The organism is Streptomyces sp. NPDC014734 (assembly GCF_043083325.1).
Lineage (GTDB): Bacteria > Actinomycetota > Actinomycetes > Streptomycetales > Streptomycetaceae > Streptomyces.
The window spans coordinates 22,000-42,594 of record NZ_JBIBYN010000033.1; the positions used below are offsets into that span (position 1 = coordinate 22,000).

Here is a 20,595-nt window from a genome sequence, read left to right on the forward strand (position 1 = left end):
CGGTGCGCATCGGCGAGTTGAGTCGCAGGTCCGGCGTCCCGGTACCGACGATCAAGTTCTACGTGCGGGAAGGGCTGCTGCCCGCCGGGGAGCTGACCAGCCCGAACCAGGCACGTTACGACGCGGGCCATGAGCGCCGGCTGCGGCTGATCCGGGCGCTGCTGGACGTCGGCGGGCTCTCGCTGGCGGCGATCGGCGACGTGCTGCGGGCGGTCGAGGATCCGGACCAGCCGGTGCACAAGGTGCTCGGCGTCGCGGCGAAGCGGCTCACCCCGCTGCCCGGCAACGAGCCCGGGCCCGAGCTGGACGACGCCCGCGAGGAGGTGGCGGAGCTGATCGAGCGGCGCGGCTGGCGCGCGGGGGCGGGCGGCGCGGCCGGCGAGTCCCTGGCCGGGGTGATCGTCGCGCTGCGCCGGGCAGGGCACAGCGGATTCCTGGAGCTGCTCGACACCTACGCCGCAGCCGCCGAGCCGGTCGCCCGGGCCGACCTCGACTACGTGGGACGCCGGGCGGTGCGCGAGGACCTCGTGGAGCACGTGGTGATCGGCACGGTCCTCGGGGAGGCGATGTTCGACGCGGTGCGGCGGCTCGCCCACGTCGACGCGTCGGCGCGGGTCTACGGCGACGACGCGGCGCGGCGCGGCGGTGCGGCGACTCGGGGCGGCAGGGCCGCGGTGGCCGGGGACGACTGCCCGGACGGGCGCGCGGGCGGCTGAGGGCCTGCCGGGTGGCCTCCGGCCGGGCTGCCGCGTCCGCTTTCCGGCCGAAGCACCCGGCAGGCCCTCAGCGGCTGCGGAGACCCGGTGGCCCGGTCGGCCCGGAAACACGCGCGCCCCGGCCGGGGCCGGGGCGCGAACGGGCGGCGTCAGGCCGCCGCGCCCTCCTGCTCGCGCTCCACCTGGGCGTTCCACTCCCGCTTGACCGAGCGCCAGGCGTCGTCGTTCTGGCCGAGTCGCCAGTACCCGGAGATCGACAGCCGGGGGAGGGCGATCCCGCGGTCCAGGCGCAGGTGGCGGCGGATCTCCTTCACGAAGCCCGCCTCGCCGTGGACGAACGCCTGGACGTCGCCCCGCGGGAACTCCAGTTCCCGTACGGCGGCGACCAGCGCGTCGCCGACCGGGCGCTCCCCGCGGTGCAGCCAGGTCACCTCCACCCCGTCGGGCGTCACGATCTTCTGTTCCTCCGAGGCGTCCGCCACCTCGACGAACGCGTGCACCACCGCGCCCGCCGGCATCTGCTCCAGGGCGGCGGCGACGGCCGGGAGGGCGCTCTCGTCACCCACCAGGAGGTGCCAGTCGGCCGAGGTGTCCGGGGCGTACCCCCCGCCGGGGCCGAGGAACGTGACCTGCTCGCCGGGGGCCGCGCGCAGCGCCCAGGGTCCGGCGAGGCCCTCGTCGCCGTGGACCACGAAGTCGATGGCCAGCTCGCGGGCGACCGGATCCCAGGAGCGCACCGTGTACGTGCGGGTGGTGGGCCACAGCTCCCGGGGCTGCTCCTCGCGGATCCGCGCCATGTCGAACGGGTGGGCGTAGTCAGCTCCCTCGGGGGCGAAGCAGAGCTTCACGTAGTGGTCGGTGCACCCCGAGAGGCCGAAGTCGGCGAGGCCGTCCCCGCCGAGCACCACGCGCACCATGTGCGGGGTGATCCGTTCCGTGCGCAGAACCTCGGCCGCCTGCGCCTTGGGTGCCTGCCGTGCCGGTCGTTCTGCCACGAGGTTCTCCCTGAGTCCGATGCTTAGGCTTACCTAAGCTAGCACCTCAGGCCTGGAGAGTGGAGAGCAGTCGCCGTACCGCGCCGCCCAGCCCCCACCGCTGCGCGAGGGCGTCCAGGGCGACCGGGTCGCGCGGTTCCGCGGGCAGCACGGGGTCGAAGGCCGGCAGCGGTACGTCACCGGCGACCCGGACCACCTTCGGCGCGACGGCCACGTAGTCCCGTGCCTCGTCGAGCCGCTTGCGCTGCGAGGGGGTCAGCCGGGACGAGGGGTCGTCGACCGCGGCCATGATCCCGGCCAGGTCACCGTAGGCGTCGAGCAGTTTCGCCGCCGTCTTCTCGCCGATGCCGGGAACGCCGGGCAGCCCGTCGCTCGGGTCGCCGCGCAGCAGCGCCAGGTCGACGTAGCCCGGGCCGTCCACCCCGTACTTCTCCCGCAGCCACCCCTCGTCGGTCAGCTGGAGCGAGCCGACCCCCTTCAGCGGGTAGAGCACCCGCACACCGCGGGCGTCGTCGACCAGCTGGTAGAGGTCGCGGTCGCCGGTGACGATGTCCACCGGGCCGTTGGCGCGACGGGTGAGCGTGCCGATCACGTCGTCCGCCTCGTAGCCCGCCACCCCCACCCGGGCGATGCCGAGCGCGTCGAGCACGTCCTCGATCACCGGGACCTGGGGAGCCAGGGTGTCCGGGGTCTCCTCCTCGTCGGGCAGCCCCTCGGCGGTCTCCGTCGCGACCCGGTGCGCCTTGTAGGAAGGGATGAGCTCCACTCGCCAGTGCGGCCGCCAGTCCGCGTCCATGCAGGCGACCAGGTCGTCCGGGTGGTGGTCCTGGACCAGCCGCGTGATGAAGTCGAGCAGCCCGCGCACGGCGTTGACCGGCGTTCCGTCAGGTGCCCGTACCGAATCGGGGACCCCGAAGTAGGCGCGGAAATAGAGGGAAGCGGTGTCCAGGAGCATCAGTCGTCGCGTCACACCCCGATGATGCCGCACCCCGCCGACACCGGCCGCCGCTCGCGCCGACGGGCGGGGGAGCGGGGGCCGGACGTGCCCTTCCCGATGCCGTTCCCCGGCGACGCGCGCGGTCCGGACGCGCATTGTTCATCGGTCGGCACGGTTGTGCGACGCAAACCGTTCATATGTGACCTGGGTCACTCTTGTGTTTGGCTCGTGTAAGTCCGGGCAGGCGCGCAGCCGGAGCGGATCACGTCGCAGTGTCGACCCATGCGCGTGCCATAGCGGACCGAATCCGCACCGCTCCACGGTCTGCCGGAGGGGGTGGCAGACCGTTTTTCGGTTCTACGCGCGAGGTGTATGTGTCAAGGCTGCAAGCCGAGCACCTGTACAAGGTGTTCGGCAGAAGACCCGATCAAGCAGTGCGGAAGCTGGAGAGCGGCGCCGACCGCGACGAGCTCCGCGCCGACGGAACGACCGCAGCGGTGATCGATGCCTCGTTCACCGTGGAGCCGGGACAGATCTTCGTCGTGATGGGTCTGTCCGGGTCCGGGAAGTCCACGTTGCTGCGCATGCTCAACGGACTCCTGGAGCCCACAGCCGGACGCGTGCTGTTCGACGGCCAGGACCTGACCGCCCTGAGCCCCGCCGAGCTGCGCCATGTCCGTTCCTCCAAGATCAGCATGGTGTTCCAGCACTTCGCGCTCTTCCCCCACCGGAGCGTGCTGGAGAACGCCGCGTACGGCCTCGAAGTGCAGGGCGTGCCGCGCGGCGAGCGGGAGCGGCGTGCCGCCGAGGCCCTGGAGCTGACCGGCCTCGCGGGCTGGGAGAAGTCCTGGCCCGACGAACTGTCCGGCGGCATGCAGCAGCGTGTCGGCCTGGCCCGCGCCCTGGCCACCGACGCCGACCTGCTGCTGATGGACGAGTCCTTCAGCGCGCTCGACCCGCTGATCCGCCGCGACATGCAGGACCAGCTGCTCGAACTGCAGAAGCGCCTGAAGAAGACCATCGTCTTCATCACCCACGACCTCAACGAGGCGATGCGCCTCGGTGACCGCATCGCCGTGATGCGGGACGGCAGGATCGTCCAGCTCGGCACCGCCGAGGACATCCTGGTCACCCCGGCCAACGACTACGTCGCCTCCTTCACCCAGGACGTCGACCGCACCCGGGTGCTGACCGCGGGCGCCATCATGGCCGAGCCGCACACCGTCATGGGCACCAGCACGGACGACGGCAAGGAACTGCGCACCCCCGACGACGTTCTGCGGGAGGCCCCGGCCACCGTCGGCGAGTCCACGCCGATCATCGAACTGTTCACCCCCTGCTCGCGCAGCGGCGTCGCCGTCGCCGTCACCGACACGAAGGGCAAGCTCGTCGGCGTCGTGCCGCGCGCCCGGCTGCTCGCCGTCCTCGGCGAGCCGATGAGCCCCACCGAGGTCCCGCAGGACGTCAGGCCCGGCGCGGCGAGCACGAAGAAGGTGGCCAGTGTTTAGGCTCCCTCTCGGCGACTGGGTCGACTCCGCCGTCGACTGGCTGCAGACCCATCTTGCCTGGCTGTTCGACGCGATCAGCTCGATCGTCAGCGGCATGTTCGACGGCATAGCCGCCGTGCTCTCCGCCCCCGCCCCACTGCTCTTCGCGGGCATCGTCGCCGTCATCGCCTGGTGGCTGCGCGGCCTGCTCGCCGGTGTCCTCGCCTTCGTCGGCTTCGCCGTCATCGACTCCGTCGAGCTGTGGGACGAGGCGATGGACACCGTCACCCTGGTGCTCGTCGCCACCATCATCGCGCTGGTGCTCTCGGTGCCGCTCGGCATCTGGGCGTCCCGCTCGAAGACCGTGAGCGCGGTGACCCGGCCCGTCCTGGACTTCATGCAGACCATGCCCGCCATGGTCTATCTGATCCCCGGCGTCATCTTCTTCGGCGTCGGCGTGGTCCCCGGCATCATCGCCACCATCATCTTCTCGCTGCCCCCGGGCGTCCGGATGACCGAGCTCGGCATCCGCCAGGTCGACGGCGAGCTCGTCGAGGCCGCCGAGGCGTTCGGCACCACCAGGCGCAACACCCTGCTGCGGGTGCAACTGCCGCTCGCCCTGCCCACGATCATGGCGGGCATCAACCAGGTCATCATGCTGGGCCTGTCCATGGTGGTCATCGCCGGCATGGTCGGCGGCGGAGGCCTCGGCGGCGCCGTCTACCGCGCCATCGGCAACGTCGACGTCGGCCTCGGCTTCGAGGCGGGCGTCTCCATCGTCATCGTGGCGATGTACCTGGACCGGATGACCGGCGCGCTCGGCCGCGAGGTCTCGCCGCTCGCCCGCAGGGCACTCGCCAAGGCGCAGGCGATGGCCGGCGGTCTGAAGATCTGGAACCACCGCCCGCAGCCCGTCGTCGCGGTCGTCGGCATCGTCGTGCTCGCGATCGTCGCGGGCGGCGTGGGCATCTTCGGTTCCGGCGGCGCGGACAAGGGCGACACCGCCTCCGCCGCGAAGATCGGCGCCGGCAAGAAGATCAGCATGGGGTACATCCCCTGGGACGAGGGCATCGCCTCCACCTTCCTCTGGAAGGAGATGCTGGAGCGGCAGGGCTTCGAGGTCGACGTCAAGCAGTACGAGGCCGGTGCGCTCTACACCGGCATGGCCAACGGCCAGATCGACTTCGAGACCGACTCCTGGCTCCCGGTCACCCACGCCAGCTACTGGGCGAAGTACCAGGACCGGCTGGAGGACCTGGGCTCCTGGTACGGCCCCACCTCGCTGGAGCTCGCCGTCCCCGCGTACATGGACGACGTCCAGTCGCTGGAGGACCTGAAGGGCAAGGCGTCGCAGTTCAAGGGCCGGATCGTCGGCATCGAGCCGAGCGCCGGCGAGATGGGCCTGCTCAAGGACAAGATCCTGCCGGGCTACGGCCTGGACAAGGAGTACAAGGTCGTCGACGGTTCCACCCCGTCGATGCTGGCCGAGCTGAAGCGCGCGTACGCCAAGAAGGAACCGATCGTCGTCCCGCTCTGGTCGCCGCACTGGGCGTACAACCAGTTCGAACTGACCAAGCTCAAGGACCCCAAGGGCCTCTGGGGCAAGGGCGACGGCGTCCACACCCTGGCCCGCAAGGGCTTCTCCGCCGACAACCCGGAGGTCGGCGCCTGGCTCAAGAACTTCAGGATGAGCGAGGACCAGCTGACCGGTCTGGAGGCGGAGATCCAGAAGGCAGGCTCGGGCAACGAGCAGAACGCCGTCCGCACCTGGCTGAAAGCCAACCCCGGCGTCGCCGACAAGTGGACCCCCGTGACCGGCGCCGCGAAGGGCGCCAAGAGCGCGAACGGCAAGGACGAACGCGACCGTCCCGTCGAGATGGCGTGGTTCCCCTGGGAGGAGGACATCGCCGCCACGTACCTGTGGAAGGCGGTCCTGGAGGAGCGCGGCTACAAGATCAACCTCAAGCAGTTCGAGGTCGGCCCGATGTACACCGCCATGTCCCGCGGCCAGATCGACGTGCAGTTCGACGGCTGGCTGCCGTACACCCAGAAGAACTACTGGGACAAGTACGGTTCGCAGCTGACCGACATCGGCTCGTGGTACGGCCCGACCTCCATCGAGGTAGCGGTGCCCTCCTACGTGAAGGACGTCAAGTCCCTCGCCGACCTGAAGGGCAAGGCGTCGCAGTTCAAGGGCCGGATCATCGGCATCGAGCCGGGCACCGCCACGATGGAGAACCTCAAGAAGAACGTGCTGCCGACGTACGGTCTCGACAAGGAGTACCAGGTCGTCGACTCCTCGACCCCGGGCATGCTGTCCGAGCTGAGGCGCGCGTACGCCAAGAAGGAGCCCATCGCGGTACTGCTCTGGACACCCCACTGGGCGTACAGCGAGTACGAGATGACCAAGCTCGCGGACCCCGAGAAGGCGTTCGGTGACGGCGACCGGCTGCACACCATCGCGAACAAGGACTTCCCGAAGACGTACCCGCGGCTGACGAAGTGGTTCAAGGACTTCAAGCTCAGCGAGGACCAGCTCGCCGGTCTGGAGAACGAGATCCAGAAGCGCGGCGCGGGCCACGAGGAAGAGGCCGTGAAGGCCTGGATGCAGCAGAACCCGGGCATCGCGGACACGATGGCCCCGCAGTAGGAACCGGTGGTGGGAAGGGGCGGACCCGCCGTGGGCGGGTCCGCCCCTTCCGGCTGTCCGACGGGGCGGGGACCCGCCCCCTCCGGCTGTCCGGAGTCGCACCGGCGAACCCGTCCACGACCGGCGGCGGACGCCACCGGCCCTCCCGGGCGAGGCCGATACCGGCCGTCCTCGCGCAACCCGTGTGCGTAAGGTGCCCGGAACCGGAAGGATGGCGCATCGGGAGGGAGCCGGACATGGAGGAGAAGGAAGCACTCCGCGTGGGCGCCGCGATTCGGCGGCGGCGCAGATCCCTGGGGCTCACACTTGCCGCGGTCGCCACCCGCAGCGGCCTGTCCGTGCCGTTCCTCAGCCAGATCGAGAACGAGCGGGCCCGGCCCAGTGCCACGTCGCTGCGCCGGGTCGCCGAAGCCCTGGAGACCACCACGGCACGGCTGCGCGCCGCCGCGGACTCGGCGCGCGCCGTCGACGTGGTACGGGCGGCCGGGGGCGACGGGGCCCGCAGGGTGGTGCGCGGACGCCATCAGCTCAGCGCCCTGGAGTTCACCGGGGAGCTCGACCTCGGACGCGAGTTCCAGCACCGCAACGACGAGGTGATGTACGTGGTGCGGGGCGCGGCGGAGGTGGAGGCCGAGGGGCAGGCGTACCGGCTGGAGGAGGGCGACACACTCTTTCTGTCCGGCGGGGTGCGGCACCGCTGGCGGGCGACCGCGCCCGGTACGCGACTGCTGGTCGTCGCGGTCGCCGAGCACATCGACGCCACCTTCGACCCGCGCCGCTGAGAGGCTGTCGGGTGACCTTCGACCGGAAAGCGGACGGGGCGTGGTGCGAGAGGGGGCCCGCCGTGCGCGTCGTCTCGCTGGTCCCGTCGCTCACCGAGGCCGTCGCCGTCACCGCGCCCGGCCGGCTGGTCGGTGCCACCGACTGGTGCACGCACCCGGCCGGACTTGCCGCCGTCCGGGTCGGAGGCACCAAGAACCCCGACGTGGCGGCGATCCTCGCGCTGCGGCCCGATCTCGTCGTCGCCAACGAGGAGGAGAACCGGGAACCGGACCTCGCGGCGCTGCGGGAGGCCGGGGTCGAGGTGCTCGTCACGGAGATCCGCACCCTCGACGCGGCCTTCGAGGAACTGGAACGGGTCCTCGCCGTCGCCTGCGGTCGTCCCCGGCCGCGCTGGCTGGACGAGGCCGAGGCCGCCTGGGCGGCGCTCCCGCCGCCCCGGGCCCCGCGCCGGGCGGTGGTGCCGATCTGGCGCAGGCCCTGGATGGTGCTGGGCCACGACACCTTCGCCGGCGACCTGCTGTCGAGGCTCGGCGTCGACAACGTCTACGCGGACCACCCCGAGCGCTATCCCCGGATTCCGCTCGACGCACTCAACGCCGCGGGAGCGGACCTGGTGGTGCTGCCCGACGAGCCGTACCGCTTCACCGCGGACGACGGACCCGAGGCGTTCCCCGCCCTGCCGTCCGCCCTCGTCGACGGGAGGTTCCTCACGTGGTACGGACCGTCGCTGGTGCGGGCGCCCGCGGCGCTGCGAGCAGCGCTCCGCTGAGCAGCCCGCGCAGCGTCCGCAGCCCGGCCACCGCCCACGCCGTCACCAGCAGCGCGTAGAGGGCGACGGCCAGCCAGGTGTACGCGGTGAGCCCGGTGTGCCGGGCCAGTCCGGCGGCGCCCGTGACGCACGTGCCGACCGGGAAGGTGAAGCCCCACCAGGTCATGGCGAACGTCATGCCGCCCCGCACGGCACGCACCACCAACGCGACGGACAGGGCAAGCCACATCAGCGCGAAGCCCATCACCGGCACCCCGTACAGCACGGCGAAGACCTCGAAACCCGCCGCGTACGGTGCCGGGACCGCGTCCCCGGCCACATCGGCGAGCTGGTTGACGGCGGTGGTCGACTGCCCCAGCGGCCCGAGGACCAGGAACAGCGTGGGCGTCAGCGCGAGCGGCAGCGGACCGAGGTGGACCAGCCGGGCGAAGATCAGCGGCAGCATCACGAGCGTGGCGAGCAGGCTCAGGCCGAACATCGCGTAGCACGCCAGCAGCGCCGCCTCCCGCCACTGCCCGGCGGGCAGCTCGGGCATCAGCAGCGGCCCGAGTGCCGCGGAGACCATCGGTGCCACCACCGGAAGCAGCCAGACCGGCGTCGCGTTCCCGGGCTCGATCCGGTGGCGCACCACCATCAGGTACGGGATCGCGATGGCCGCGGCCAGCCCGATCAGCGTGCCCGACGAGTACAGCACCGCGTCCAGGGCCACGGCCGCCCCGTGCCCGATGACGTCCCGGCCGACCACCATGGTGGAACCGCCGACGGCGAGCAGCGCCATCGACAGGCAGCCGTAGAACGGGGCGACGGCGGGGTCCAGCAGATGGGTCCGTGCCTGGTCGCGGTGGGCGGCCCAGTGCCCGGCACGCGCCAGCAGCAGCACCGCCAGCATGACCGCCGCGAGAGCCCAGACCACCGTGCAGGCGACACGCAGCCCGGGGACGTGCACCGGCAGCGCGACTCCCGCGCTCGCCACGATCGAGGTGCCCATGACACTGGCGTACCAGTTGGGACCGATGTGCCGCAGCCGGGGGAGGGGCGGGGCGGACGCTGGCTGAGCCGAGGACTGCCGGGGCGGCGAAAAGATGGCCATGCCACGATTCTTGTGAGCCGGGTGGAACCCCACCAGGGACCTCGCCCCTATGAGGTCATAAGCTGGCTCTATGGCCGCTGACGTGCGTGTTCCGCTGTCCCACCGGGTCCCCGACCTCGGCGCGCTGGAGCTGCTGCTCGCCGTCGCCCGGCACGGCAGCCTGGGGCGCGCGGCCCGCGACCTGGGGGTCAGCCAGCCCGCGGCCAGCAGCCGCGTCCGGTCCATGGAGCGGCAGCTCGGTCTGGCCCTGCTGGACCGCTCGCCCCGCGGTTCCCGGCTCACCGACGCGGGCGTTCTGGTCACCGACTGGGCGCGCCGGATCGTCGAGGCGGCCGAGGCGTTCGACGCCGGTGCGCAGGCGCTGCGCGACCGGCGGGACTCCCGGCTGCGGATCGCCGCCTCCATGACCATCGCCGAGTACCTGCTGCCCGGCTGGCTGATGGCGCTGCGCGCCGAGCGTCCGGACACCGCGGTCTCGTTGCTCGCCGGGAACTCGGCGACGGTCGCCGGGCGGCTGCTCGCCGGTGAGGCCGACCTCGGGTTCGTGGAGGGCCTGTCCGTGCCGGAGGGGCTGGACGGCACGGTCATCGCCCATGACCGCCTCGTCGTCGTGGTCGCACCGTCCCACGCGTGGGCCCGCCGTCGCACGCCGCTGACGCCGCGGGAGCTGGCCGCCACCCCGCTGGTCCTGCGGGAGCCGGGCTCCGGAACCCGTCAGGTGCTGGACGCGGCCCTGGCCGCGCACGGCGGCCTCGCCACACCGCTGCTGGAACTCTCCTCGACGACCGCGGTGAAGGGGGCGGCCCAGAGCGGGGCCGGGCCGTGCGTGCTGAGCGAGCTGGCGCTGGGGGAGGAGCTGTCGGCGCGGCGTCTGGTGCAGATCCCGCTCGGAGGGATGCGGCTGAGGCGCCAGTTGCGCGCGGTCTGGCCGACCGGTCACCGCCCCACGGGGCCCGCGCGCGACCTGCTGACGCTGACGGTGCGGGACGCCCGGCCGGAGTGAGCACGCGCGGCGCCGGTCCGGTGTTTCTCGCCCGCCGGCGTCGGACGGGGCGCCCGCCGCGTGTCCCCCGGGGTTCAGGCCCCCGTCCGCCGCGGTGCCGCGAGATCCCGCAACGGCGTGCGGGCCCGGGCCGGACCGGCCGCCGAGGCCGCCACCAGCGCCTGTGCCACCCGTAGGTCGTCGCCCATCTCCGGATGCCACTGCACCCCCAGCACCCACCGCGGTCCCGGCAGTTCGACCGCCTCGACCGTCCCGTCCACCGCGTGCGCCGACGGGACCAGCCCGGGGGCGAGCCGCCGCACGGACTGGTGATGATAGGTGGGCACGGCGCACTCCTCGGGCACGATCGACGCGTAGCGCGTCCCCGGCACGGGCACCACCGGGTGCGCACCGAGGACCCCGGTGGCTCCCAGCGGGCCGCCGTGACCGTCGAGGTGCTGGGTCAGGGTGCCGCCGAGCGTCACATTGAGCAGTTGCATGCCGCGGCAGACGCCGAGCAGCGGAGTCCCGCTCTCCAGCGCGGCCCGGATCAGGGCCGTCTCCCAGGCGTCCCGTTCCTGCGCGGGCGGTCCGGTCCGGAAGTCCCGCTCCGCCCCGTACAACGCCGGTTCCACGTCCGGGCCCCCCGCGATGACGAGACCGTCCAGCCGGGCCACTGCCGTCGCGGCCCGGGCCGGCGCGTCCGGCGGCAACAGCACGGCGAGCCCGCCGGAGCGCTGGATCAGACGCGGGTACGCGGCCGGGAGGAGCGCGGCGGGCAGCTCCCACACGCCCCAGCGGGCCACGGGCTCCAGATAGGTGGAGACGCCGATGAGAGGTTCGGGCACGGGACGGTCCCTCCGGGTCGGCCGCCCGTGGGGGCGGACGCGTTTCCAAGGCTGCAATGGTGGCAGAGAATACCTTTGCGACGAGAGGGGAACCGCCGACTTCCCCGCGCCCGGTGCGCGGCCCTTCGCCGGAGCGCGGTCCGAAGCCGTCGGGAGCGGTTGGAAGCGGTCCGGAATGGTCCGAAGCGGTCCGGCATGATCCTGCGGAGAGCGGGAGGGGTCTGGAGGGGAGGGGTCCGGAGGGGAGCGGTCCGGGAGGGGGCGAAGGAGGGGCGGACTCCGCGTGCGCGGAAGAAGCGCGGCAGGGCCCGCGACGGCCGCCCCGGTCTCAGGACAGGAACCCGCGCAACAACGCGGCGGTACCGGCGCAGTGCTCGCGCGTCATCGCCCGCGCCGCCTCCGCGTCCCCGTCCAGGACCGCCTCGGCGATGCCCGTGTGCTGGTGCTGCGAATGCTCCAGGTTCCGCACGAGCAGCGGTATGCAGTCCAGCAGGTCGTTCACGGTGGCCCGGACGGCCGCGTACTGGGCGGTCAGCGAGGCGGACCCGGAGAGTTCGGCAAGGGTCAGGTGGAACAGGGTGTCGCGCCTGCGGTACTCGGGCAGAGGTGCCTCGTGAGTCGCCGCCAGAGCCGCACGCAGCCGGTCCGCACCCTCGTCCGTCAGCCCCTGCGACGCGCACAGCCCCGCCGCCCCCGCCTCCAGCACCTCACGGAAGCGCAGCACGTCCTCGATGTCGACCGACTCCACCCTCCGGCGCAGCTCCGCCCCGCCTGGACTGCCGGTGCGGGGCAGTACGAAGGTGCCGCCGTACCGCCCGCGCCTGCTCTCCACCAGGCCCTGGTCGTGCAGCACCTTCAGCACCTCGCGCAGCGTGACCCGGCTGATCCCCAGCAACTCGGCGAGCTCGCGCTCGGCCGGCAGCCGCCCGCCGTCCGGCACCAGCCCCAGCCTGACCACCTGGAGGATCTGCTCCAGCGCCTCCTCGAAGCCGTTGCCCGCCCGGACCGGCCGGAGCACCGGCAACAGACGGTCGGTGAACTCGCTTTCCTCGGCCATGCCCCGTGTTCCCTTCACAATCAATGGTTCTCTCGCATACCTTAAGCCTTCCGGCTGACCGAAGGAGGAATGTCCCGTGGCAGACCGAACGGCACCGCTCGGCATCGAGGAGCTGCGCACCCGGGTCCGGAACGGCGAGATCGACACCGTCGTCCTCGCCTTCCCCGACATGCAGGGACGGCTCCAGGGCAAGCGGTTCGCCGCCCGACACTTCCTCGACGAGGTCGTGGAGCACGGCACCGAGGCCTGCGACTACCTGCTCGCCGTCGACACCGACATGAACACCGTCGACGGATACGCGATGTCCTCCTGGGACAGCGGCTACGGCGACTTCGCCCTGCACGCCGACCTCTCCACCCTCCGCCCGGTCCCCTGGAACGAGGGCACGGCCCTGGTCGTCGCCGACCTCACCCGCCAGGACGGCTCACCCGTCCCCGCCGCGCCCCGCCACATCCTCGACCGCCAGCTCGAACGACTGGCCGGACACGGCTACACCGCCCACGTCGGCACCGAACTCGAATTCATCGTCTTCAGGGACACCTACGAGCAGGCCTGGGACAACGACTACCGCGGCCTGACCCCGGCCAACCGGTACAACGTCGACTACTCGGTCCTCGGCACCGGACGCGTCGAACCCCTGCTGCGCCGCATCCGCAACGACATGGCCGCCGCCGGACTGACCGTCGAGTCCGCCAAGGGCGAGTGCAACCCCGGGCAGCACGAGATCGTGTTCCGCTACGACGAGGCCCGGGTCACCTGCGACCAGCACGTCGTCTACAAGACCGGCGCCAAGGAGATCGCCGCCCAGGAGGGCGTGGCACTCACCTTCATGCCGAAGTTCAACGAACGCGAGGGCAACTCCTGCCACATCCACCTCTCGCTCCAGTCCGCCGACGACCCCGGACGCGGCGTCATGGCCGACGGGGACGGCGCCATGTCCGCCGTGATGCGCCATTTCCTCGCCGGTCAACTCGCCACCCTGCGCGACTTCTCCCTCCTCTACGCGCCCAACATCAACTCCTACAAGCGTTTCCAGCCCGGCTCCTTCGCCCCGACCGCCGTCGCCTGGGGCCACGACAACCGCACCTGCTCGCTCCGCGTCGTCGGCCACGGCCGCTCGATGCGTTTCGAGAACCGGCTGCCCGGCGGCGACGTCAACCCGTACCTCGCCGTCGCCGCGATGGTCGCGGCAGGCCTCCACGGAATCGAGAAGGGCCTCGAACTCCCCGAACCGTGCGCGCGCAACGCCTACACCGCCGACTACGCCCACGTCCCCACCACCCTGCGCGAGGCCGCCGGACTCTGGGAGCGCAGCGAGGTCGCACGGGCGGCCTTCGGCGACGACGTCGTCGCGCACTACCACAACATGGCCCGCGTCGAACTCGAAGCCTTCGACGCGGCGGTGACCGACTGGGAGCTGCGACGCTCCTTCGAACGACTGTGAGGCCCCATGACCCCGCCCGACCAGCCGGTGGAACACCACGTACTGAACCCTGCGACCGAGGAACTCCTCGCCACCGTCCCGTCCACCACCGTCGCCGAGGTCGACACCGCCGTGCGACGGGCCGCCGCGGCCCAGCGCGCCTGGGCCGCCCTCGCACCCGCCGACCGCGCCCGGCTGCTGCGCCGCTTCGCCGCCGCCGTCGACGCGGAGGCCGAGCCACTGGCCCGGCTGGAGGTCCGGGAGGCCGGGCACACCCTCGGCAACGCCCGCTGGGAGGCCGCCAACGTCCGCGACCTGCTGGACTACGCCGCAGGGGGAGTCGAACGGCTCTCCGGCCGTCAGATCCCGGTCCCCGGCGGGCTCGACGTCACCCTCCTGGAACCTCTCGGCGTCGTCGCGGTGATCGCGCCGTGGAACTTCCCCATGCCGATCGCCGCCTGGGGATGCGCGCCGGCCCTCGCGGCCGGCAACGCCGTGATCCTCAAGCCCGCCGAGACCACCCCGCTCACCGCCCTCGAACTGGCAAGGATCGCCCTGGACGCGGGACTGCCCGAACACCTCCTCCAGGTGCTGCCCGGCGCGGGCGCCACCACCGGGAACGCCCTGGTCGAACACCCCGGCGTCGCCAAGATCGTCTTCACCGGCTCCCCCCGGACCGGCAAGCGGGTCATGGCCCGCTGCGCCGACCGGGTCAAGCGACTCACCCTCGAACTCGGCGGCAAGAGCCCCAACATCGTCTTCGCCGACGCCGACATCGAGGCCGCCGCCGCTGCCGCCCCCATGGCGTTCCTGGACAACGCGGGCCAGGACTGCTGCGCCCGCACCCGCATCCTGGTCCAGCGCACCGCGTACGACCGCTTCCTCGAACTCCTCGCCCCGGCGGTCGAGTCCGTCGTCGTGGGCGACCCGTCCGACGAGGGCACACAGATGGGTCCGCTGATCTCCCGGACCCAACGGGAGCGGGTCCGCGGATACGTACCGGAGGGGGCCGCCGCGATCCGCGGCAAGGCGCCCGAGGGCCCCGGCTTCTGGTTCCCGCCGACCGTCCTCACCGACATCCGTCCCGACGCGCCCGTCGCCACCGAGGAGGTCTTCGGGCCGGTCGCCGTCGTCCTGCCGTTCGACGACGAGGCCGACGCCGTACGACTCGCCAACGCGACGGAGTACGGCCTGGCCGGCTCGATCTGGACCCGGGACGTGGGGCGCGCGCTGCGCGTCTCGCAGACGGTCCGGGCCGGGAACCTCTCCGTCAACTCCCACTCCGCCGTCCGCTACTGGACCCCGTTCGGCGGCTTCGGGCAGTCCGGGCTCGGCCGCGAACTCGGCCCGGACGCGCTCACCGCATTCACCGAGACCAAGAACGTCTTCATCAGCACGGAGGCATGAGACCGCATGAGCACCACCGACAACGAGACCGTCTGCCGCCGCCTCGTCGGCCGCACCGCCGTCATCACCGGAGCCGGCAGCGGCATCGGACTCGCCACCGCCCGCCGCCTGGCCTCGGAGGGCGCCCACGTCGTCTGCGCCGACATCGACGAGGAGACCGGCAAGGCCGCTGCCGACGAGGTCGGCGGCACCTTCGTGCGCACCGACGTCACCGACGCAGAACAGGTCGAGGCGCTCTTCGGGACGGCCTTCGACACCTACGGCTCCGTCGACATCGCCTTCAACAACGCCGGTATCTCCCCGCCCGACGACGACTCCATCCTCACCACCGGACTGGAGGCGTGGAAACGCGTCCAGGACGTCAACCTCACCTCCGTCTACCTGTGCTGCAAGGCCGCCCTGCCCTACATGCGCAGGCAGCGCCGCGGCTCGATCATCAACACCGCCTCCTTCGTCGCGGTCATGGGGGCGGCCACCAGCCAGATCGCGTACACCGCGTCCAAGGGCGGGGTCCTCGCCATGTCCCGTGAGCTCGGCGTGCAGTTCGCCCGCGAGGGCATCCGGGTCAACGCGCTGTGCCCGGGACCGGTCAACACCCCGCTGCTCCAGGAGCTGTTCGCCAAGGACCCGGAACGCGCGGCGCGCAGGCTCGTGCACATCCCGGTCGGCCGGTTCGCCGACGCCACGGAGATCGCGGCGGCCGTCGCCTTCCTCGCGAGCGACGACTCCTCGTTCGTCAACGCCACCGACTTCCTCGTCGACGGAGGCATCTCGGGCGCGTACGTCACACCCCTGTAGCCCGAGGCGCCGCAACCACGTCAACAGGGGCTTTCGAGGCCCCTGTTGACGGCCGGACCCTAGAGTGGGGGCATGAGCAACGCGACACCGCCCGACTGGTACCCGGACGCCGCGACGCCCGGCACCGAACGCTGGTGGGACGGGACGGCATGGACCGCGCACACCCGTCCGGTCCCCGCCGCGGACGGCTTCGGCCCGCCCGTACCGCCGCCCGCGGCGGGGACCGGCAGGACCGGCACCACCACCCGGACGATCGCACTGGTCACGGCCGGGCTGGTGGTGGTCGGCGCGGCCGTCACCGGTGCCGTCCTGCTGAACCGGGACGACGCGGCCACACCGCCGGTCGCCGTGTCCGGCACCCCCGCGCCCCCGACCACCGGCACGGACACCTCGGCACCGAGCCCGACCCCGACCGCCGACACCCCCGCCGTCCTCGTCGACCAGCTCAACGGCGTCACCCTGCCGGTCCCCGCGGGATGGGAACGCCCCGAGCACACCGCCGACAGCGTGCTGACCATGCGAACCGTCGAGTCCTACGCGTGCCCCGGGGCTTCCTCCCGCTACTGCTACCACGGCACGATCACCACCCGCACCGCGGGCGACACGGCAGTCACCTCCGCCCGGAAGCTCGCCGAACAGGACATCGCCGCCGCCGCGGACGGCGCCTACGAGGAGAACCTCGTCGGCGACCGGATCCACGGCGGCATCACCTCCCACCGGCAGATCGCCGCCGAGGCGGTGAGCGTCGCCGGACGCACCGGATACCGGGTGCGCTGGCAGGTCACCACCGGAAAGGGGCCCGGCGGCTACGTGCAGTCGCTCGTCTTCCCCTCGACCGTCGGCAGCGAGTCACCGGTCGTCGTGCGCTTCGCCTTCGACGCGGGCCCCGACGGTCCGCCGCTCGCCCTCATGGACACCGTCACCGCGGGCATCCGGCCGATCGACGACAGCGACACCAGCGGCGGCGTGGGCAGTTCCGTGGCCCCCTGAGGGCCGCCCGAGGAACGGCCCCGGGCCCGGAGCCGGCCGGAGACCATCCGGCAGGCTCTCAGAGGAACGTGCGGCCCTCGCCCCGGTACGTCGGCACGGCCGCGGTCACCCGGTCGCCCTCGATCAGCTGTAACTCGTCGAAGCGTTCGCACAGTTCACCGGCCTTCGCGTGCCGGAACCAGACCTTGTCGCCGATCAGCAGATCGTCGGCCGGGGCGCCCAGCAGCGGGGTCTGCACCTCACCGGGCCCCTCCTGCGGGTCGTAGCGCAGGCCCTCCGGCAGATAGGGGACGGGCAACCGGTCCGCCCCGGCCGGCCCGGACGCCGGATAGCCGCCGCCCAGCACGGTCACCACGCCCACACCCGGCCGGCGCACCACCGGCTGGGCGAACAGCGCCGCCGGACGCCCCGTGAACGACGTGTAGTTGTCGAACAGCCGCGGGACGTACAGCCCCGAACCTGCCGCGATCTCCGTCACCGCGCGCTCCGCCGCCGTGTGCTGCACACTGCCGGTGCCGCCGCCGTTCACGAACTCCAGATCCGGCGTCACCGCCCGTACCGCCCGCACCACCTCGGCCCGCCGCGCGGCCACCTCCCTGCGGCTCGCGGCCTGCATCATCCGGACCGCCCGGGAACGCAGCGGATGCCCCGCGACCGCGTCCCCGACCCCGGCGATGTGCCCCTCGTACGCCATCAGCCCCACCAGCCGGAAACCGGGCCTGCGCGCCACCGAACGTGCCAGCTCCGCCAGTTGGGCCGGTGAGCGCAGCGGCGAACGCCGCGCGCCGACCCGGATGAGGCCGCCCAGCAGATGGAGCGAGGCGTCCAGTTCCAGACAGACCCGGATCTCCTCGCGGCCACCGGACCGTGCCGCGTCGATCAGATCCAGCTGCGCGTGGTCGTCCACCATCACCGTCACCGCCGCGGCGAGCTTCGGATCGGCGGCCAGCTCCGCGAAGGCCGCCCGGTCGGCCGACGGATAGGCCAGCAGCACGTCCTCGAACCCGGCCCGTGCCAGCCACAGCGATTCGGCCAGCGTGAACGACATGATCCCGGCGAACCCCGGCCGCGCGAGCACCCGCTCCAACAGGGCCCGGCAGCGCACCGACTTGCTCGCCACCCGGATCGGCTTCCCGAAGGCCCGGCGCACCAGGTCGTCGGCGTTGGCGTCGAACGCCTCCAGATCGACGACGGCGATCGGGGCGTCCAGATGAGCGGTGGCCCGGTCGTAACGGGACCGGTCGGCGGCGCGGGCTGTCATGGCCGCAGCTTGCCAGACGTCCGTACCACTGGGTAGGGGGACGATCCGAGCAGATCGTGCCGGAGGCCGGGCGTCCCGCTCCCGCCGGAGCCCTCCCACCCCGTAGAGTGACGGGGACGCGGCGAACCAACGGGCCTGCCTGCGACGTCGATCCGCGCACGGTACGGAATCAGGAGCAGGGGGGCGGATGAGTACCGAGGCGCAGCGTCCTCCCGTTCCGCCCCGCCCCGCCACCCCGCCTCCCGCGACGGCGCGGCCCCCGCTGGCCGCCGCGCCCTTCGCCGGCGCCCCCGCCGCACCGCGGCGGACACCACACGGTCCGGCGGGCCTGCCGCCGACCGGACCGGCGCCGTTCCCGCACGGACACCACCACCTCTTCCCCGCGCCCCTCCCCGAGACGCCCGCCGAGACCACCACCCGGCTGCGTCCCGTGCCCACCCGCCGCCCGGCCCGGACGGCGACCGCCGTGGCCTGCCTCGTGCTCGGCCTCGGACTGATCGGCGGCGCGGCCACCGGCGCCTGGCTGGCCGGCTCCTCCTCCGCCGACCCCGCCGCCCGCAACCCCTACGCCGTCGGGCGCACCGCCTGGCACAGCGTTCCGGTGGACACGCTCTTCCCCCGCACCCTCGACGGAACGGGGGCGGGACCCGGCGGCGCCGACCGGGTCTGGACCCGGATCGCCGTGGCGCCGGACGGCGGTTGCGCCGCGGCCCTCGACCCCCTGCTGGCCAGGGCGCTGAGCCCGGCCGGTTGCGAGCGGCTGCTGCGCGCCACGTACACGGACGCCACCGACAGCGCCGTCACCACGGTCGGGATGGTCTTCACCGAGGGCGGCACCGAGGCCATGACCGCGCTGCGCGACCGGTTCGCCACGCAGCATCTCGACCGTCGCGCCGACCTGATGCCCCGCACCTACCCCGTGGAGGGCACCGTCGCCGCCGGATTCGGCGACCGGCAGCGTGCCGCGTGGTCCCTCCACGTGTCGTCCGAGCTCCCGGTCGTCGTGTTCGCCGTCTCCGGATTCGCCGACGGACGCGTGGTCACCGACCCGAAACCGGCGGACCGGGCCACGGCCACGAACGCGACGGGCACGGTCGCCGAGTCCGGACTCGGCCACGAGGCCGGGGGCATCGCCGACCGCATCGAGCAGGGCCTCCGCCGGACCGTCACCGACCTCACGGAGAAGCCGCGATGAGCCGACGCGTCCGCCACCGCCGCGCGCTGGGCGCGGTCTGCGCCGCCACCGCGTTCGCGCTGCTGCCCGCGGCACCGGCCAGCGCCGACGCCCTGCGCGATCAGCAGTGGGGGCTCGACGCGCTGCACACCGAACGGGCCTGGCAGACCACCAGGGGCAAGGGGATCACCGTCGCCGTCGTCGACACCGGGGTCGACGGCAGCCTGCCCGACCTGGCGGGCCAGGTGCTGCCCGGCAAGGACATGATCGGTTTCGGGGCCGCCCGCGGCGACCGCTCCTGGGCACGGCACGGAACGGCGATGGCGGGCATCATCGCGGGCCGCGGACACGGCGCCGGGCGCGAGGACGGGGTGCTCGGCGTCGCGCCGGAGGCGAAGATCCTCCCGGTCCGGGTGATCCTCGAAGCCTCCGACCCGGCCCGCACCAAGGCCCGGGAGTCCCGCGGCACGGCCCTGGCCGACGGCATCCGCTGGGCGGCCGACCACGGCGCCGACGTCATCAACCTCTCGCTCGGCGACGACAGCGAGTCGGCGCACCCCGAACCGGGGGAGGACGCCGCCATCCAGTACGCCCTGAAGAAGGGCGCCGTCGTCGTCGCCTCGTCGGGCAACGGCGGCGAGAAGGGCGACCGCACCTCGTACCCCGCCGCCTACCCCGGGGTGATCGCGGTCGCCGCCGTCGACCGGTACGGCACCCACGCCGCGTTCTCCACCCGCCGCTGGTACACCACCGTCAGCGCGCCCGGGGTCGACATCGTGGTGCCCGCCCCCGACCACCAGTACTACGTGGAGTGGGGCACCTCCGCCGCCGCCGCGTTCGTCTCCGGCGCGGTCGCCCTGGTCCGCGCCGCGCACCCGGGACTCACCCCCGCCCAGATCAAGCGCCTGCTCACGGACACGGCCCGCGGCGCCCCCGCCACCGGCCGCGACGACGCCCGCGGGTACGGCATCGTGGACCCCGCCGCCGCGATCGAGGCAGGGACCGCGCTCGGCCCCGCCGGCCGGCGCGCCGATTCCACCGGGACCGGATACCACAAGCGGTTCTTCGGCCCCGGCCCGTCGCCCGAGCGGCACGACGGCAGACCCACCAGCCGGCTCGCCCTGGCGGCCGGCGGCCTCGGGGCGTTGCTGCTGGCGCTGGCCGCGGTGCTGTGGCGCGGCCGGGGCGGCGGACGGTCCGGGGCGTGGCGCCGGGCCTGAACGGCCCG

The 20,595-nt window shown here is 73.0% G+C and carries 18 protein-coding genes; 12 read left to right on the forward strand and 6 right to left on the reverse strand.

Annotated features, from left to right (window positions below; translation table 11 throughout):
• Positions 1–2 precede the first annotated feature (2 nt).
• Positions 3–716 (forward strand): MerR family transcriptional regulator, encoded by a 714-nt coding sequence (locus ACF1CT_RS33985; protein WP_391787879.1) that lies wholly within the window; start codon positions 3–5, stop codon positions 714–716.
• 149 nt (positions 717–865) lie between these two features.
• Here ACF1CT_RS33985 and ACF1CT_RS33990 read toward each other — a convergent pair whose 3' ends face one another.
• Both ACF1CT_RS33990 and ACF1CT_RS33995 read right to left on the reverse strand, forming a co-directional pair.
• Positions 866–1,711, reverse strand: coding sequence for a siderophore-interacting protein (locus ACF1CT_RS33990; protein ID WP_391787880.1), 846 nt, complete (start codon positions 1,709–1,711; stop codon positions 866–868).
• A gap of 46 nt (positions 1,712–1,757) precedes the next feature.
• Complete coding sequence (locus tag ACF1CT_RS33995) at positions 1,758–2,666, reverse strand: 5'-3' exonuclease H3TH domain-containing protein (protein ID WP_391787928.1); 909 nt, start codon at positions 2,664–2,666, stop codon at positions 1,758–1,760.
• Between the two features lie 416 nt (positions 2,667–3,082).
• On the opposite strand from ACF1CT_RS33995, the gene ACF1CT_RS34000 reads away from it, so the two are divergent.
• From ACF1CT_RS34000 to ACF1CT_RS34015, 4 genes are all read left to right on the forward strand, one after another.
• The gene (locus tag ACF1CT_RS34000; protein ID WP_391787929.1) at positions 3,083–4,156 is read left to right on the forward strand and encodes a glycine betaine/L-proline ABC transporter ATP-binding protein; all 1,074 of its coding nucleotides are present in this window, start codon (positions 3,083–3,085) and stop codon (positions 4,154–4,156) included.
• Complete coding sequence (locus ACF1CT_RS34005; RefSeq protein WP_391787881.1) at positions 4,149–6,785, forward strand: ABC transporter permease/substrate binding protein; 2,637 nt, start codon at positions 4,149–4,151, stop codon at positions 6,783–6,785. Before ACF1CT_RS34000 ends, ACF1CT_RS34005 begins: the two co-directional genes overlap by 8 nt.
• Before the next feature lie 236 nt (positions 6,786–7,021).
• Positions 7,022–7,567: a helix-turn-helix domain-containing protein gene (locus tag ACF1CT_RS34010; RefSeq protein ID WP_391787882.1), complete on the forward strand. Its 546-nt coding sequence runs from the start codon at positions 7,022–7,024 to the stop codon at positions 7,565–7,567.
• Positions 7,568–7,629: 62 nt separating this feature from the next.
• Positions 7,630–8,337 (forward strand): helical backbone metal receptor, encoded by a 708-nt coding sequence (locus ACF1CT_RS34015; RefSeq protein ID WP_391787883.1) that lies wholly within the window; start codon positions 7,630–7,632, stop codon positions 8,335–8,337.
• Here the strand turns inward: ACF1CT_RS34015 and ACF1CT_RS34020 are convergent.
• Positions 8,276–9,427, reverse strand: a complete 1,152-nt coding sequence (locus tag ACF1CT_RS34020) for a TDT family transporter (protein WP_391787884.1) — start codon at positions 9,425–9,427, stop codon at positions 8,276–8,278. The genes ACF1CT_RS34015 and ACF1CT_RS34020 overlap by 62 nt on opposite strands.
• Positions 9,428–9,497: 70 nt before the next feature.
• Between ACF1CT_RS34020 and ACF1CT_RS34025 the strand changes: the two genes are divergently transcribed.
• Positions 9,498–10,430: a LysR family transcriptional regulator gene (locus ACF1CT_RS34025; RefSeq protein WP_391787885.1), complete on the forward strand. Its 933-nt coding sequence runs from the start codon at positions 9,498–9,500 to the stop codon at positions 10,428–10,430.
• A 74-nt stretch (positions 10,431–10,504) separates the two neighbouring features.
• On the opposite strand, the gene ACF1CT_RS34030 is transcribed toward ACF1CT_RS34025, so the two are convergent.
• Positions 10,505–11,257 (reverse strand): gamma-glutamyl-gamma-aminobutyrate hydrolase family protein, encoded by a 753-nt coding sequence (locus ACF1CT_RS34030; protein WP_391787886.1) that lies wholly within the window; start codon positions 11,255–11,257, stop codon positions 10,505–10,507.
• A 328-nt stretch (positions 11,258–11,585) separates the two neighbouring features.
• On the reverse strand, positions 11,586–12,314 hold the full coding sequence (locus ACF1CT_RS34035) for a FadR/GntR family transcriptional regulator (protein ID WP_391787887.1): 729 nt from the start codon (positions 12,312–12,314) through the stop codon (positions 11,586–11,588).
• Between the two features lie 76 nt (positions 12,315–12,390).
• Between ACF1CT_RS34035 and ACF1CT_RS34040 the strand changes: the two genes are divergently transcribed.
• From ACF1CT_RS34040 to ACF1CT_RS34055, 4 genes are all read left to right on the forward strand, one after another.
• Positions 12,391–13,758 (forward strand): glutamine synthetase family protein, encoded by a 1,368-nt coding sequence (locus tag ACF1CT_RS34040; RefSeq protein ID WP_391787888.1) that lies wholly within the window; start codon positions 12,391–12,393, stop codon positions 13,756–13,758.
• A 6-nt stretch (positions 13,759–13,764) separates the two neighbouring features.
• On the forward strand, positions 13,765–15,144 hold the full coding sequence (locus ACF1CT_RS34045) for an aldehyde dehydrogenase family protein (protein WP_391787889.1): 1,380 nt from the start codon (positions 13,765–13,767) through the stop codon (positions 15,142–15,144).
• A gap of 6 nt (positions 15,145–15,150) precedes the next feature.
• Positions 15,151–15,942, forward strand: a complete 792-nt coding sequence (locus ACF1CT_RS34050; RefSeq protein WP_391787890.1) for a 3-oxoacyl-ACP reductase — start codon at positions 15,151–15,153, stop codon at positions 15,940–15,942.
• Positions 15,943–16,014: 72 nt separating this feature from the next.
• The gene (locus ACF1CT_RS34055; protein WP_391787891.1) at positions 16,015–16,932 is read left to right on the forward strand and encodes a DUF2510 domain-containing protein; all 918 of its coding nucleotides are present in this window, start codon (positions 16,015–16,017) and stop codon (positions 16,930–16,932) included.
• A 58-nt stretch (positions 16,933–16,990) separates the two neighbouring features.
• Here ACF1CT_RS34055 and ACF1CT_RS34060 read toward each other — a convergent pair whose 3' ends face one another.
• Entirely contained in the window at positions 16,991–18,193 is a 1,203-nt protein-coding gene (locus ACF1CT_RS34060; protein WP_391787892.1) for an amino acid deaminase/aldolase, read from the reverse strand.
• 187 nt (positions 18,194–18,380) lie between these two features.
• Here ACF1CT_RS34060 and ACF1CT_RS34065 point away from each other — a divergent pair, with 187 nt between their 5' ends.
• Positions 18,381–19,388: a hypothetical protein gene (locus ACF1CT_RS34065; RefSeq protein ID WP_391787893.1), complete on the forward strand. Its 1,008-nt coding sequence runs from the start codon at positions 18,381–18,383 to the stop codon at positions 19,386–19,388.
• Positions 19,385–20,587 (forward strand): type VII secretion-associated serine protease mycosin, encoded by a 1,203-nt coding sequence (gene mycP, locus ACF1CT_RS34070; protein WP_391787894.1) that lies wholly within the window; start codon positions 19,385–19,387, stop codon positions 20,585–20,587. The genes ACF1CT_RS34065 and mycP overlap by 4 nt, the downstream gene beginning before the upstream one ends.
• Positions 20,588–20,595 lie beyond the last annotated feature (8 nt).